This window comes from Anderseniella sp. Alg231-50 (assembly GCF_900149695.1).
Taxonomy (GTDB): domain Bacteria; phylum Pseudomonadota; class Alphaproteobacteria; order Rhizobiales; family Aestuariivirgaceae; genus Anderseniella.
The window spans coordinates 36689-50742 of sequence record NZ_LT703007.1 but is presented as its reverse complement, the minus strand read 5'-3'; the positions used below and the strand labels follow the sequence as shown (position 1 = coordinate 50742).

Here is a 14054-nt window from a genome sequence, read left to right as displayed (position 1 = left end):
GTAGTGAAGGAAACGAATCATGTCTGACCTGGCCCCGCCCGGCGCGCCTGAAGGAATTGAACCGGTTGATCTCAGATCAGCGCTGGAAGAACGCTATCTGGCGTATGCCCTGTCAACCATCATGCACCGTGCGCTGCCCGATGTGCGTGACGGGCTGAAGCCGGTTCATCGCCGCCTGTTGTTTGCCATGCGCATGCTGAAGCTCGATCCCAACCAGGGGTTCAAAAAGTGCGCGCGCGTTGTCGGCGACGTGATCGGTAAATATCACCCGCATGGCGACCAGGCGGTCTATGACGCCATGGTGCGCCTGGCGCAGGACTTTGCCCAGCGCTATCCGCTGGTCGAGGGCCAGGGCAATTTCGGCAATATCGATGGAGATAACGCGGCTGCCTACAGGTACACCGAAGCCCGCCTGACGGATGTAGCGATGGCGCTGCTCAACGGTATCGACGAGGACACCGTTGATTTTCGCGAAACTTATAATGGCGAGGATTCTGAACCTGTCGTCCTGCCGGGCGCATTTCCGAACCTGCTGGCCAATGGCGCAACCGGCATTGCGGTCGGGATGGCGACTTCCATTCCGCCGCACAATGCCGGTGAGTTATGCGATGCGGCCCTGCATCTGATCAAGTTTCCCAATGCTGGCATAGACAAACTGATGCAGTTTGTCCCCGGACCTGATCTGCCGACCGGTGGCATCATTATCGACACGCCTGCCCAGATGGCCGAAGCCTACCGGACCGGGCGCGGCGGTTTTCGGGTGCGCTCGGTCTGGGCCACGGAGGATATGGGGCGCGGAACCTGGCAGATCGTGATCACCCAGATTCCCTACCAGGTACAGAAAGGCAAGCTGGTTGAGAAAATCGCTGAACTCCTGACTGATCGAAAACTGCCGCTGCTTGGTGATGTGCGCGATGAATCTGCCGAAGATGTTCGCCTGGTGCTGGAGCCGAAAAGCCGCACGGTCGACCCTGTCTTGTTGATGGAGCAGATGTTCAAGCTGACTGACCTGGAAAGCAGGTTGTCGCTTAACATGAACGTGCTGTCCGGCGGCAAGGTGCCGAAAGTCATGTCTCTGTCGGAAGTGCTTCGCGAATGGCTTGAACATCGCAAGGATGTGCTGGTCCGCCGTTCCAATCATCGCGTCGGGGTGATTTCGCGCCGGCTGGAGGTGCTCGGTGGCTATCTGATCGCCTATCTGAACATTGATGAAGTGATTGCGATCATCAGGGCAGAAGAAGAACCAAAACCTGTGTTGATGGCGCGTTTCGAGCTGACTGATGTTCAGGCTGAGGCCATTTTGAACATGCGCCTGCGGGCCCTTCGCAAGCTGGAAGAATTTGAAATCCGCAAGGAACATGATGCGCTAAGCGCCGAGAAGGCAGGTCTGGAAGCGTTGCTTGCCTCGGAAGACGAACAATGGAGCCGCATTGCCGCTGAAGTCCGCGAGACACGGGACAAGTTCGGCAAGAAAACCGAACTTGGCGCCCGGCGCACCGAATTTGCCGAGGCACCGGATATCGACTTCAATCTTGAAGAGACAATGATCGAAAAGGAACCGGTTACGGTTGTGTGTTCGGAGAAGGGCTGGATCCGCGCGCTGAAAGGGCACCTTCAGGACACCAGCACCATTTCCTACAAGGACGGTGACAAGGCCCGGTTTGCGGTGCATGCGGAAACCACCAACAAGATTTTGCTGCTGAGTTCGTCCGGGCGGTTTTTCACGCTGGACGCAAACAAGCTGCCCGGCGGCAGGGGACACGGTGAACCTGTACGCCTGATGGCCGACATGGACGCAGCCGATGCCATAGTCGCGTTGTTCATCTATCAGTCAGGCGGCAAACTGCTGCTGGCGTCGACCAATGGTGACGGCTTTGTCGTGGCCCAGGATGATTGCCTTGCCAATACGCGCAAGGGCAAGCAGGTGCTGAACGTGAAGCTGCCCGTCGAGGCTCATGTCTGCCGTCACGTTGTCGACGGTGATGATCACGTGGCCAGCATCGGGGAAAACCGCAAGCTGGTCATCTTCAAGCTTGATGAACTGCCGGAAATGCCGCGCGGAAAGGGCGTCCGCCTGCAGAAGTTCAAGGACGGCGGCCTCGCCGACGTGCGAAGCTTCAAGCTGTCCGACGGACTGAGCTGGACCGACACGTCAGGACGCAACTGGACCGTTACGGAACTGGATGAATGGCTGGGGACCCGCGCCCAGGCCGGTCGTTTGCCGCCAAAAGGGTTCCCTCGAAACAACAGTTTTGGTGCTTGATCGGCAATGCAGCCGTCAGTCTCCGTATCGGGTGAAATAGGGCAAGGTCACTGTGCGGTTCAACTTGGGCGGCATAAGCTGAATGTTGCGCAGAATGTTGTGAAACCTGCTTCATAACTGCTGCCATTCCCTAATTTCCAGTAATAAAAGCCCGCCTGCTGCTTAACTGTTTGTTTGCTCAAATGTGACCTAATTATGGTGTTCTGCTGCTCGAGAGACGTAAAATTTTTCGGCTTGGCACAGAGCGTGACTGTTGGATCAATCAACGGTATGGAAAATGGACGGCACAGAATATTGGGTGGTGAACGGAAAGGTCGATGTTGACCCCTTCTCGAACCCGCAGATCAATACTCCTGAAGCGCTGATGCAAAGATCAGGGGGTGTTCATGTGAAGACAGGCCATAAGGGAACTGTTGTTCGCTGGGCCATGTTCGCGTCCAACTGGGCGTCGCTTTATTATGTGGCTGAAACCCTTTCCGGTCTGCGCGGCCCGTACACATTCGAATTTTTTCTGTCCGGCTGGTTCAGCCAGACGGTGCAGGACCCGACAGAGGCCTATCTGCGTCTTCACGATTTGATCGTCAAAAGTGATATACACCTGCGCCAGAAGACATTCGTGAAAGCAATGGAAACCGACAACCTCGGCACTGTCAGCAACTTGATCGGGGAAACCCTGGTTGGCGGGCGGGCTGATCCGGAAACCTGTGTCGATTGTGTCTATGATCCATCGACGGGCCGGTTTGTTGTTGAGCGGATAGGAACCAGTTCCAGCCTTGCGAAACTCTATGGCATGTCACCGGACTCGTTTCCCTGTCTCACCGGACATTCCTATGACACCATCGTCTCACAAGCCTACAAGCAATCACTGAAGACCGAGCAAGTCGTTTATGATCATGTGATGGCGGTGTTCCCGGTCAATGACACGGTCAACAAGTGGATGGGCTACCAGCGCGCCATTGTTCCGTATTCGTTTGGGGATGGACGTAAGGGTGTGTCGGTGGTCACCGATTTCGCCGACGTGGAAATCACACTTCCGTAGTTATTGGCCCGTTTGCCGCACGCTCTTCAAGCAAGTGCTCCATGTCGTGTTTCTCCAGCAGGAGCAGCCATTCATTGTGTGGCACGTCGTCCGGTGAAATCTTCCAGTTCAGGAAACTTCGCTCCTGGCGAAGATATCCGAACCGGGTCGCCATTCCACGCGTTGCCATGGTGTTTGATACCAGTGCCCAGATGGCGTCCGGCTGCCATTTGATGTGCGACAACACCATGCCCATGAAACAGAAGGCGTCGGCGAGGCCCGGTTGGCGTCTGGTTGAACTGGCGATCCACAGTTCGCCGTGATAGACGATTTTTCCCTTGAGCTTGAAAGAACGGGACTCGGGATAGGGCTGAAGCTGAGCCGGTACCATCAGTTGGTCCCGCTTCATGTAAAGGCCGCTCATCCACCCGATCGCCCATTCGGCAAGCGAAGTGTCGACCACATCGAGTCGGCATGCCTGCAGCCCGACCACAACATCATCACTGTTCAGAAGGCAGATCCAGAAGGATTTGTCTTTCAGTCCGGTGACATTGAAATCGAACATGGGGGAAGGCACATCCTGACGGACGTCCTGGCGAACGGAATAGAACGCTTCCAGATCGTTTGAGAATCTGAGGCGGGTTCCATACTTGTCACAGACCGCTGTCAATTGATTTACGACGTCCACTGCGGCCAATGGATTACTGAGTCCCCGATGCAGCATTCTGCCCTCTGCTTGCAAATCGTTTCACTACATCGTGAACAGCAGCAACAACCATGCCACACGAAATACCGGCAAATTTTGCCGAAAAGTACTGATTCTAGGGGTATCGGCGCAAGAAGTCTGGAAGCCTGGTCATTGTGGCACAGATGCGCGGTCGCGTTTCGTTTTGAACCGCCACAGGGTGTGACCGGCCAGGGACGCTATAACAATGGCGCCGCCGATCAGCGAAAGGGTGCTCGGCATTTCTGAAAATATTGCCCACATCCAGATTGGAGTGAGGACTGTTTCAAGCAGGAAGAACATGGCCACAATGGCGGCCGCCACATATCTCGGGCCAATCATCAGAAACGCAGTTGCAGCCGGCGTCACCAGAAGTCCGTTGATCGACAACCAGCCCCATCCGGCGGCAGTAAGGCTGCCCGGGACCGCAAATGGAGCGGCAAAAATAGCCGACATCAGATGTCCGGCACCCGCACTAAGAGATTGATTGGTGCCTGAATAGCGGATGATGGTCAGGGAAGCTGCCATGATCAATGCAACGCCCAACGCCAGCAGGTCGCCTTGCCAGGTCCCGAGTTGCAATCCCTCCGCCACGATCAGCATCACGCCCGATAGTGAACATGCTATGGCAATCCAGGTGGCAGGGCCGAGGCGTTCCTTGAGGAAAAGCCAGCCCAGCACTCCGGCAAACATCGGGTTGAAGGCCAATATGAAGACAACATTTGCAACTGAAGTCAGGCTGATGGAGGCAACAAACATGATGTTTGCGACCCCGGCCAGAACAGCAATTACATATCCGGTTTTCCCATTGATGAAGCGTGTCTTGTTTTCCCGCAACCTGTTGGTGAAAAGCCAGAACAGGAACAATGCAATAAACAGCATTGTGCCGCGCACATAGATGATCGTCCAGGTGTCTGCTCCTGACAGTTTGAGCAATGGCACATCAAACGAAAGCAGCAAACCGCCCAAAAAGGACAGGGCGATGCCTCTTTCCGGAGATAATCGGGACACAGGAGCGACAGTAGTTGTCATTTGTGTTCTTTGTCTCGCCGTTGATGCAACAACCAGCCTGTCTGGCTCAGACGCTCCTGGGGGAGGAAGCGGGCCTTGTAATCCATTTTCTGCGAACCCTCGACCCAATACCCCAGATACACGTAGGGCAGACCGGCGCGTTCTGCCCGTTCGATATGATCCAGGACCATATAAGTGCCGAAACTGCTGGCCGCATATTCCGGCGCGAAAAATGAATAAATCATCGACAGGCCGTCTTCCAGAATGTCGGTCAGCGCTGTGGCGACAAGTTCGCCCTTGCGCCCGTCGGGACCCGACAGTGTCGGCTGCGCGGCAAGCCGGTATTCGATCAGGCGCGTGTCGACAAAGCTTTCATCGACCATGGCCGAATAGTCCATCATGGACATGTCAGACATGCCTCCGCTGCCGTGGCGTTCGTCGATGTAGCGCCTGAACACGGCATACTGTTCGGCTGTGGCTTTCGCCGGCATGGTATTGCCGACGATATGGCGGTTGCGGCGTAACAGCTTGCGAAATGATTTGGTCCACTCAAACCGGGATACCGGAACACGCACCGAAACGCACGCGGCACATCCGTCGCAAGCAGGGCGATAGGCGATGTTCTGGGATCGCCGGAAACCGCCTTGCGCCAGTGTGTCGTGCAGCTGGCGCGCATCCGCATTAATCAGATGCGTGAATACCTTGCGCTCCTGCTGGCCTTCGAGATAAGGGCAGGGTGCCGGTGCAGTTATGAAAAACTGCGGGAAATTTCGGCGCTCAACACTCAAGGTCTGGCATTCCGTTTGTCTTGGTGTGGTTTCAGATAAACAATTGTACAAACAATTACCGACTTTGGTGCAAGGGTTAAATGCGCAGCTTTGATTGTCAACAATGCAATCATGCTGTCTGTGACTTTACTCACCGGCGCCGAACTGGGATACGTTTGCTATGTATGGCTGTTTGCGCATGAAGGCGATGATCTCATCCGCATGCTTCGGCCCGCGCGTCTCGATGGTGATTTCCAGCACCGCGCCTTTGGCAGGCACATCAAGAAAGTTGCGCTGGTGGTGGACTTCCAGAATATTGGCTTTCTGTTCGCCGAGCGCCGATGAAATGAGACCCAGAACACCGGGCCTGTCTTCAATGCGGAACCTGAGCGAAACCACCCGTTTGTCACGGCCAAGTTCGCGTACGATCAGGGACGCCAGCATCCGCTGATCGATGTTGCCGCCACAAATCACCAGTCCGACATTGCTGCCTTGCCAACGGCCAGAATCCTGCAACAGAGCAGCTACGCCGGCTGCACCGGCACCTTCTGCCAGCAGTTTTTCCTGTGACAGCAGGGTGGCGACGGCTTTTTCCACCGCAGCTTCACTGACCAGTACAATGTCATCGACAAGCTTCCGACACACCTCGACTGCCAGCTCGCCCACATCGCGAACTGCGATGCCTTCCGCCAGTGTGGAACCGCCGGATGCAGCCCCGGTATCGTTGATCGCTGCATGCATGGATGGGTAGCGCTCGATTTCAACGCCGATGATCTTGATATCCGGCTTGATTTGCCGCGCAGCCACCGCCATGCCGCTGATCAGTCCGCCACCGCCGATCGGGACAAGCAGGGTGTCGAGGTCCGGTGCGTCTGCCAGCATTTCCAGCGCGACCGTGCCCTGACCGGCCATGACCAGTGGATCATTGTATGGATGGACCAGCACAAGGCCGTGCTTTTCAATGAGGCTGTTGAGATGATCGCGAGCTTCAGCGAGTGTTTCGCCGGCCAATTCAACTGTCCCGCCAAACTGGCTGGTGCGCTCCACTTTGGTCCACGGCGTTGTTTCCGGCATCACGATGGTCGCCGGTATTCCGAGTTGGGTCGCATGAAAGGCAACTGCCTGTGCATGGTTGCCTGCTGACAGGGCAATGACGCCGCGCTTTCGCTCATCCGGTGTAAGCGACAGAAGTTTGTTCAAGGCCCCACGCACTTTGAATGCGTTGGTTGTCTGCAGTGTTTCCAGCTTCAACATTACATTGGCACCGGTCTGCTCGGACAAGGCGGAGGCCCGCACAATCGGCGTCCGGGGTACCTTGCCGGCAATGGCTGTGGCGGCGCGTTCTATGTCTTCAAAAGTGATTGTCATCCTGCCTGCTGAAACTGACATGTCATGTGGATTGAACGGCTGGCTTAAAGCGAATACCAATAGCAATCAATCTAACAGTTGGAGCAATTTCTGAATAACCGGGATTTGCGCCGGATTTACTTGAAAGGGTTTTGAGGCATGGGCGTTCGTACAGCATGGATCGGTCTGGGTGTGATGGGGTATCCCATGGCAGGGTATCTGGTCTCCAAGGGGGGCCATGATGTGGTTGTCTACAACCGTACAACCGCCAAGGCTGAAAAATGGGTTACCGAGCATGGCGGTTCGCATGCATTGACACCGAAGCAGGCGGCAGAAGGCGCTGACTTTGTTTTTGCCTGCGTCGGCAATGATGACGACTTGCGTTCTGTCACGACAGGTCCGGATGGCGCATTTCAGTCCATGAAGGAAGGTGCCGTGTTTGTGGACCATACGACCGCATCCGCAGATGTGGCCCGGGAACTGCAGGCTGCCGCAGCGGCTCAGGGTATCGGCTTCGTGGACGCTCCGGTTTCCGGCGGACAGGCCGGTGCCGAGAATGGCGCGCTGACGGTGATGTGCGGCGGCGAACAGGCCGACTATGACAAGGCGGAAAGCCTTATCGACTGTTTTTCCAAAAGCTGTCGGCTGCTGGGCGGACCCGGCGCTGGTCAGCTGGCGAAGATGTGCAATCAGATTGCCATTGCCGGCCTCGTGCAGGGCCTGTCCGAAGCCATTCATTTCGGCAAGAACGCCGGCCTCGACATGGAAGCGGTAGTCGATGTCATTTCCAAGGGCGCTGCCGGCAGCTGGCAGATGGAAAACCGTTACAAGACCATGATCGCGAGCGAGTTCGAGTTCGGTTTTGCAGTGGACTGGATGCGCAAGGACCTGGGCATCTGCCTGGGAGAGGCACGCAACAACAAGTCGCACCTGCCGGTTGCCGCCCTGGTTGACCAGTTCTATTCGCGGGTCCAGGCTATGGGCGGCGGTCGCTGGGATACGTCCAGCCTCATCGCACTGCTCGACAAAGACAAGTAAGGCCTCGCGCTCCATGACATTACCTCACTACCGGTCTGTCGATGAGTTGCTGGCATCGACAGCACCGGATCAACCTGTCATGTGCTTTTGTCCGGCCGCTTTCCGTAACGAGGCGGAACGGTTTGCCACGGGTTTTCCAGGCGATGTCCATTACGCGGTGAAGGCAAACCCGCATCCCTCAGTCCTGCACTGGCTGGTCGAGGGTGGTGTGAAGGGTTTTGATGTCGCCTCGATTGCAGAAATCAATCTGGTGCGTGACCAATTGGGTGATGCGCATTGTGCGTTCAATCATCCGGTCAAGTCACGCGCCGACATTACTGCCGCCTACAAGCATCTCGGTGTCCGCGACTTCGTTGTCGATCATGACAGGGAACTGGCCAAGCTGGCCGATATCTGCGGCCGCGACTGCACCATTGAAGTGCGCATCGCCAAGGCCAATCCGGACTCCGCCGTCGACCTGAATTCCAAGTTCGGTTGTGACGGCCAAACCGCAACAAGTCTCATGCGGCGTGTCGGGGAGCTGGGGTTCGACGTGGCAGTGGCAATGCATGTGGGCTGGCAGGCTCCGAACCCGGAAGCCTGGGGCGAGGCAATGGCAATGGGGGCAGGGTGTGCGGAGGCTGCCGGTGTTTTGCTCAAATACGCAAACCTTGGCGGCGGGTATCCATCGGTGTTGATGCCGAGGGAGCGCAAGCTGGAAGATTTCTTCGCAGCTATCGAGGCAGCAAAGGCTATGCACATGAGCGATGTGAATCTGAACTGTGAACCGGGATCCGCTTTGGCGTGGACCGGGGGTGCCACCATTGCACAGGTGCATTTGCGCAAGGAAAACAGCCTGTATCTGAACGATGGCATTTACGGTTCGATGAACGAGATAAAATTCTCCGGCATCTCGCCGCCTGCAACCGCGTTCAAATCGGACGGGTCACGGTTTGACGGTGCAGGCCGTGCTTTCACCATTTTCGGCCCGACCTGCGACAGCCTCGACACCTTGCCGGCGAAAATCGAGTTGCCGGACGCAATTGATGAAGGTGACTATGTGATGTTTGGCTGGATGGGAGCCTACTCCAATGCCCTGCGCACCGACTTCAACGGCCTCGGCGAGCTGGATTACGCCACGGTGGACGAGTTTCCCGTATGACGTGGCTGCGTCATTCCACAATCATGTAGAATTTTCTCAGCGTCTCCTTGATGTGCCAGGTGCACTTTGCACCCTTGGCAATGTAAAATGTATCACCGGCTGTGAAAGTCTCCGCATTGCCTTCGGCATTGGTCACGGTCACCGATCCTGAAATCACCGTCATCATTTCATGTACCGGATAGCTGTCGATCTCTTCGCGACACGGTGCACACTCCCAGACACCTGAAAGCACGGACTCGTCAGGAGTAGCAAAGAACGTGTGGTTGAGCTCCGTGTGGTCTTCCGAGGTGAAGGTGTCCGCTGGCGTCAGGTCTGACGGTTGCATGCCGGAAACGGGATCACCGCCTGGAAGCAATCTGAAAACGTTGGTGTCCATTGTAAATTCCCTGTGAGATCAGCCATTGAGTTGTCGCGCTACATCCCGCGCGAAATAGGTGAGTACGCCATCCGCCCCGGCACGTTTGAACCCGTGCAGCGCCTCGATGATGACCTTGTCGCCGTCAAGCCAGCCGTTCTGGACCGCTGCTGTCAGCATCGCATATTCGCCCGACACCTGGTAGGCGAAGGTGGGAACACCGAACTCGGCCTTCAGGCGCGTCACCACATCTAGGTAGGGCATGCCGGGCTTGACCATGATCATGTCGGCGCCTTCAGAGATATCGAGTTCGGCTTCGCGTACGCACTCGTCAATATTGGCAAAATCCATCTGGTAGGTTTTCTTGTCGCCCGACAAGGTACCTGATGATCCCACCGCGTCCCGGAACGGACCGTAGAAGGCGGACGCGTACTTGGCCGTGTAGGCCATGATCATCACATCCTGAAATCCGGATGTTTCCAGCCCGGAGCGAATGGCTCCGATGCGCCCGTCCATCATGTCGGACGGGCCGATAATGTCACACCCGGCCTCGGCCTGGATCAGGGACTGGGTTACCAGAATTTCAATTGTCTCGTCATTGAGAATACGGCCGTCCTGCAGCAGTCCGTCGTGGCCGTGGGTAGTGTATGGGTCCAGCGCAACATCGGTCATGATGCCGATGTCCGGAACAGCGTCCTTTATGGCGCGTACGGCGGTGCACACCAGATTGTCCCGGTTCAGCGCTTCGCTGCCGTCAGCGCTGCGTTTTTCCGTTGGCGTGTTGGGGAACACGGCGATTACCGGAATACCGAGGTCGCGGGCTTCCCTGGCCGCGGTCACAGCCAGATCGATGCTGAGGCGCTCCACGCCGGGCATTGAAGCAACCGGCTGGCGCTCGTTTTGTCCTTCCGTGACAAAGATCGGCCAGATGAAGTCGTCCGGTGTCAGTGCGGACTGCCGCACCAGCCGGCGCGACCAGTCAGACTGTCTTGTCCGGCGCAGGCGTGTGGCCGGATAACCCTCGGTCGCCTCCTGTCCTGCTGGAGTTTGAGCAAGTGTGTTTTGTGATTGCGAGCGGGGATGGGTCATCGAAACCTGGTTCTCATGGATTTTTACTCGTCAACTATGCACCATGTGTCTGTCAGTCGCTAGTCATGTTGACCGTTTGGGCTGTGCGGCTCTATCAACGTCATATAGTGGAAACCACAAGCGCTGAGGTCAAAACAGTGAATTTCGAGCCGACAGAAGAGCAACGCGCCATTCGCGATCTCGCAGCATCCTTTGCAGCGGATGAAATGGCTCCTCATGCTGCGAAGTGGGATGCTGAACACATCTTCCCGCGCGACACGATTGTACAGACGGCGGCGCTGGGGTTTGGCGGTCTGTATGTGAAGAATGATGTTGGCGGGTCAAACCTGTCGCGACTCGACTCCGTACTTATCTTTGAAGAGCTGTCCAGGGCCTGTCCTTCAACGGCCGCCTTCATCTCAATTCACAATATGGCGGCCTGGATGATTGACAGTTTCGGGAACGAGGCCCAGCGCCAAAAGTTTCTGCCGGACATGACGGCCATGAACAAGATTTCAAGCTACTGCCTGACCGAACCCGGATCCGGGTCCGACGCGGCAGCGCTGCGCACCAGGGCGGTGAAAGACGGTGACCACTATGTGCTGAACGGGTCCAAGGCGTTCATCTCCGGGGCAGGGGCCAATGATCTTTACCTGACCATGGTGCGCACCGGAGATGACACTCCGAACGGTATCTCTTGCATCATGATAGAGGATGGCACCGAGGGCCTGAGTTTCGGCGCCAACGAGAAAAAGCTGGGTTGGCACTCACAGCCGACAGCACAGGTGAATTTCGACAACTGCCGCGTACCGGTTGAAAACCTGATCGGCGGAGAGGGCAATGGTTTCCGGATCGCCATGGCAGGCCTGGATGGCGGCAGGCTGAACATCGGCGCTTGCTCGATCGGCGGCGCGCAAGCCTGCATTGATCATGCCATTGACTATATGAAAACCAGAAAAGCCTTCGGCAAGGCGATCTCCGAATTTCAGGCCTTGCAGTTCCGGCTGGCCGACATGCAGACAGAACTCGAATCCGCCCGAATCCTGCTTTACGCCGCTGCCCAGAAGGTAAATGACAAGCACCCCGAGGCCACAAGGTTTGCAGCCATGGCGAAACGCAAGGCAACGGATACAGGCTTTCAGGTGGTCAATGACGCATTGCAGATGTTTGGCGGTTACGGGTATCTGCAGGACTATCCGGTGGAGCGCTATCTTCGCGACCTGCGTGTTCATCAAATTCTTGAAGGCACCAATGAAATCATGCGACTGATCATTTCACGCGACATGCTGCGGCAGTAGTTTTGCATAGATTGGTTTGTGACCGCCGATGACGACTTCAAACGAGATCATCTTTTCCCGGGAAGGCCGGGTCGGGATCGTAACGCTCAATCGCGAGCGGGCGCTGAATGCGCTGACCGTCGGCATGGTCCGTGCCCTGGATGCTCAACTGCGCGCCTGGGAGACCGATCGCGGCGTGAAGCGCATTGTTATCGAAGGTGCCGGTGACAAGGCATTTTGCGCCGGCGGCGACATTCGCCAGTTGTATGAGTGGGGCCTGGCGATGGACCCGCAATTCCTCGATTTCTACCGCGAGGAATACCTGCTCAACACCTACATCAAGCATTATCCCAAACCCTATATCGCATTGCTGGACGGCATCGTGATGGGCGGCGGCGTCGGCGTGTCCGTGCATGGTTCGCACCGCATCGTCACGGAGGCCACCACCTTCGCGATGCCGGAAACCGGGATCGGACTGTTTCCCGATGTCGGGGGAACCTACTTCCTGCCGCGCTGTCCCGGTGAAACCGGCATGTATATGGGCTTGACCGGCGCACGGCTGAAAGCCGGGGACGCCGTATATGCAGGCGTCGGTACGCATTTCGTTCCAAAACAGAAGTTGCCGGACCTGAAACGGGCGCTCCGGTCGTTCGCCGACGTCGATGAAGCCATTGAGCAATACGCCGTTCCCATTGATCCGGAAACCTTCGGGCGTCACCGCGGGGCGATTGACCGGCATTTCCTGCAGAACTCTGCAGATGATGTCTTCGAGAGCCTCAGGTCGGACCCGTCGGAGTGGGCTCAGAAGCAGGCGGACATCATGGTGCTGAAGTCGCCAACGAGCCTCAAGATATGCCACCGGCAATTGCGGGACGGGCTGACGTTGGATTTCAACGCCTGCATGCGGCTGGAATACCGCATCGTCAATCGGATATTCACCGGCCATGATTTCTTTGAAGGAACCCGTGCTGTGGTCATCGACAAAGACATGGCACCCAATTGGCAGCCGGCATCCCTGAGCGCCGTCAGGACTGACGAGATCAACGCCTATTTTGACCCGTTGTCTGAAGAATTACCCGTCTGATCGATTTTCCAGGCCGGGCTGGGCCGGATCGCCGCGATCAGGCAGGCGGGGAAAACCGCAGGGAAAGGCATGACATCCCGCCGTCGAGTTTTGCTGCCTCGCTGTTGCCGACTTCGCGAACATCATATCCCGCTGCAGAAAGTCTTGCCGCGGTCTTTGGAAAACCCGCCGGCATCAGGACAAGTCCGTTGAACCGGATGGCGTTTGCGGCCGCGTCCTCACCATCTGCCGTGTTGATGACCTTGTATCCGTCAAAACATCCGGTGTCCGACAAACGGCTTGTGGCCAGCACCGTTTCCTCGTCCATCAGGGAACAGTCGGTTTTGAAATGCAGCACGCCGGCAGGCGTCTCAACTTCCCGTACCGTGTATCCCCAGGGCGAGGTTATTTGCGCCAGCTCGGCAATCCCGGCAGCATCGGTCCGCGCTGAACGCCCAACAAGAATCTCCCGCTCTGTCACCAGCACATCGCCACCGTCAATGAACCCCGGCCCGTCAATCGCGACCACTTCGCTGTAAAACTCCGACAGAACAGGGGCCATGACCGCTGCTTCGCCGACACGTGACGGTGTGCCTGGCCGCATGGCAATTGCAAGTTCCGGAAGGCACAGGGCTGCATCTTCCACAAAGACGGAGTCAGGATAGTCATCAAGCGGTTCAAGTACGCTCACCGCAGCACCCGTTGAGGCCAGCAGTGACACGTAATGGGCATGGTCTTGCCGGAACCGCTCCAGGTCCGGCACACCGGTATCGACAGCGCGCAATCCATCAACAATGCTGGCACTGGGTTTGCGCACGACGGCGTGGGAGAATGTATAAGAACGTGAGGTCATGGCGGATCCGGAAATAATACTGCTGAACGCGGTCTTATCAGCCTGCCTCTCGATAACACAAGACCATTGCAGTGAAACACCTTGCGGCGGGGGTGATGCCTCTTGCATGTCACGGTCAGTACTTGCGAT

13 protein-coding genes are annotated in these 14054 nt (G+C 56.8%); 6 read left to right on the top strand and 7 right to left on the bottom strand.

The genetic code is table 11. The annotated features are described in order from the left end of the window. Window positions 1–19 precede the first annotated feature (19 nt). A complete protein-coding gene (gene parC, locus DHN55_RS20265; protein WP_108883377.1) occupies window positions 20–2263 on the top strand; it encodes a DNA topoisomerase IV subunit A in 2244 nt (747 codons plus the stop codon). Between the two features lie 277 nt (window positions 2264–2540). After that, window positions 2541–3302: a hypothetical protein gene (locus DHN55_RS20260; RefSeq protein WP_108883376.1), complete on the top strand. Its 762-nt coding sequence runs from the start codon at window positions 2541–2543 to the stop codon at window positions 3300–3302. Here the strand turns inward: DHN55_RS20260 and DHN55_RS20255 are convergent. From DHN55_RS20255 to DHN55_RS20240, 4 genes are all read right to left on the bottom strand, one after another. After that, the gene (locus DHN55_RS20255; RefSeq protein ID WP_337660606.1) at window positions 3289–3846 is read right to left on the bottom strand and encodes a hypothetical protein; all 558 of its coding nucleotides are present in this window, start codon (window positions 3844–3846) and stop codon (window positions 3289–3291) included. The two genes, DHN55_RS20260 and DHN55_RS20255, sit on opposite strands and share 14 nt — an antisense overlap. 291 nt (window positions 3847–4137) lie before the next feature. Further along, a complete protein-coding gene (locus tag DHN55_RS20250; protein WP_108883374.1) occupies window positions 4138–5037 on the bottom strand; it encodes an EamA family transporter in 900 nt (299 codons plus the stop codon). Further along, window positions 5034–5804 (bottom strand): arginyltransferase, encoded by a 771-nt coding sequence (locus DHN55_RS20245; protein WP_108883373.1) that lies wholly within the window; start codon window positions 5802–5804, stop codon window positions 5034–5036. The genes DHN55_RS20250 and DHN55_RS20245 overlap by 4 nt, the downstream gene beginning before the upstream one ends. A 126-nt stretch (window positions 5805–5930) precedes the next feature. Further along, the gene (locus tag DHN55_RS20240; RefSeq protein WP_108883634.1) at window positions 5931–7151 is read right to left on the bottom strand and encodes a threonine ammonia-lyase; all 1221 of its coding nucleotides are present in this window, start codon (window positions 7149–7151) and stop codon (window positions 5931–5933) included. Between the two features lie 138 nt (window positions 7152–7289). Here DHN55_RS20240 and DHN55_RS20235 point away from each other — a divergent pair, with 138 nt between their 5' ends. Both DHN55_RS20235 and DHN55_RS20230 read left to right on the top strand, forming a co-directional pair. Continuing rightward, window positions 7290–8168: an NAD(P)-binding domain-containing protein gene (locus tag DHN55_RS20235; protein ID WP_108883372.1), complete on the top strand. Its 879-nt coding sequence runs from the start codon at window positions 7290–7292 to the stop codon at window positions 8166–8168. A gap of 13 nt (window positions 8169–8181) precedes the next feature. Further along, the gene (locus DHN55_RS20230; RefSeq protein ID WP_108883371.1) at window positions 8182–9309 is read left to right on the top strand and encodes a hypothetical protein; all 1128 of its coding nucleotides are present in this window, start codon (window positions 8182–8184) and stop codon (window positions 9307–9309) included. A 10-nt stretch (window positions 9310–9319) separates the two neighbouring features. Here DHN55_RS20230 and DHN55_RS20225 read toward each other — a convergent pair whose 3' ends face one another. Continuing rightward, complete coding sequence (locus DHN55_RS20225; protein WP_108883370.1) at window positions 9320–9685, bottom strand: cupin domain-containing protein; 366 nt, start codon at window positions 9683–9685, stop codon at window positions 9320–9322. A gap of 18 nt (window positions 9686–9703) precedes the next feature. Beyond that, window positions 9704–10753 (bottom strand): porphobilinogen synthase, encoded by a 1050-nt coding sequence (gene hemB / locus DHN55_RS20220; RefSeq protein WP_108883369.1) that lies wholly within the window; start codon window positions 10751–10753, stop codon window positions 9704–9706. A 137-nt stretch (window positions 10754–10890) separates the two neighbouring features. Between hemB and DHN55_RS20215 the strand changes: the two genes are divergently transcribed. Beyond that, window positions 10891–12030 carry an acyl-CoA dehydrogenase family protein gene (locus DHN55_RS20215; protein ID WP_108883633.1) on the top strand — a complete coding sequence of 380 codons (1140 nt, stop codon included), beginning with the start codon at window positions 10891–10893 and terminating at the stop codon, window positions 12028–12030. Window positions 12031–12058: 28 nt separating this feature from the next. Further along, window positions 12059–13093, top strand: coding sequence for a 3-hydroxyisobutyryl-CoA hydrolase (locus tag DHN55_RS20210; RefSeq protein WP_108883368.1), 1035 nt, complete (start codon window positions 12059–12061; stop codon window positions 13091–13093). A gap of 37 nt (window positions 13094–13130) precedes the next feature. Here DHN55_RS20210 and DHN55_RS20205 read toward each other — a convergent pair whose 3' ends face one another. Further along, window positions 13131–13925, bottom strand: a complete 795-nt coding sequence (locus tag DHN55_RS20205; protein ID WP_108883367.1) for a dimethylarginine dimethylaminohydrolase — start codon at window positions 13923–13925, stop codon at window positions 13131–13133. Between the last annotated feature and the right edge of the window lie 129 nt (window positions 13926–14054).

Excerpts from the sequence above, each read along its gene's own strand:
- DHN55_RS20240 (WP_108883634.1), bottom strand. The coding sequence starts at position 7,151 with ATGACAATCACTTTTGAAGACATAGAACGCGCCGCCACAGCCATTGCC.
- DHN55_RS20210 (WP_108883368.1), top strand. The coding sequence starts at position 12,059 with ATGACGACTTCAAACGAGATCATCTTTTCCCGGGAAGGCCGGGTCGGG.
- DHN55_RS20235 (WP_108883372.1), top strand. The coding sequence starts at position 7,290 with ATGGGCGTTCGTACAGCATGGATCGGTCTGGGTGTGATGGGGTATCCC.
- DHN55_RS20205 (WP_108883367.1), bottom strand. The coding sequence starts at position 13,925 with ATGACCTCACGTTCTTATACATTCTCCCACGCCGTCGTGCGCAAACCC.
- parC (WP_108883377.1), top strand. The coding sequence starts at position 20 with ATGTCTGACCTGGCCCCGCCCGGCGCGCCTGAAGGAATTGAACCGGTT.
- DHN55_RS20225 (WP_108883370.1), bottom strand. The coding sequence starts at position 9,685 with ATGGACACCAACGTTTTCAGATTGCTTCCAGGCGGTGATCCCGTTTCC.
- DHN55_RS20260 (WP_108883376.1), top strand. The coding sequence starts at position 2,541 with ATGGACGGCACAGAATATTGGGTGGTGAACGGAAAGGTCGATGTTGAC.
- DHN55_RS20230 (WP_108883371.1), top strand. The coding sequence starts at position 8,182 with ATGACATTACCTCACTACCGGTCTGTCGATGAGTTGCTGGCATCGACA.
- DHN55_RS20255 (WP_337660606.1), bottom strand. The coding sequence starts at position 3,846 with ATGTTCGATTTCAATGTCACCGGACTGAAAGACAAATCCTTCTGGATC.
- DHN55_RS20250 (WP_108883374.1), bottom strand. The coding sequence starts at position 5,037 with ATGACAACTACTGTCGCTCCTGTGTCCCGATTATCTCCGGAAAGAGGC.
- hemB (WP_108883369.1), bottom strand. The coding sequence starts at position 10,753 with ATGACCCATCCCCGCTCGCAATCACAAAACACACTTGCTCAAACTCCA.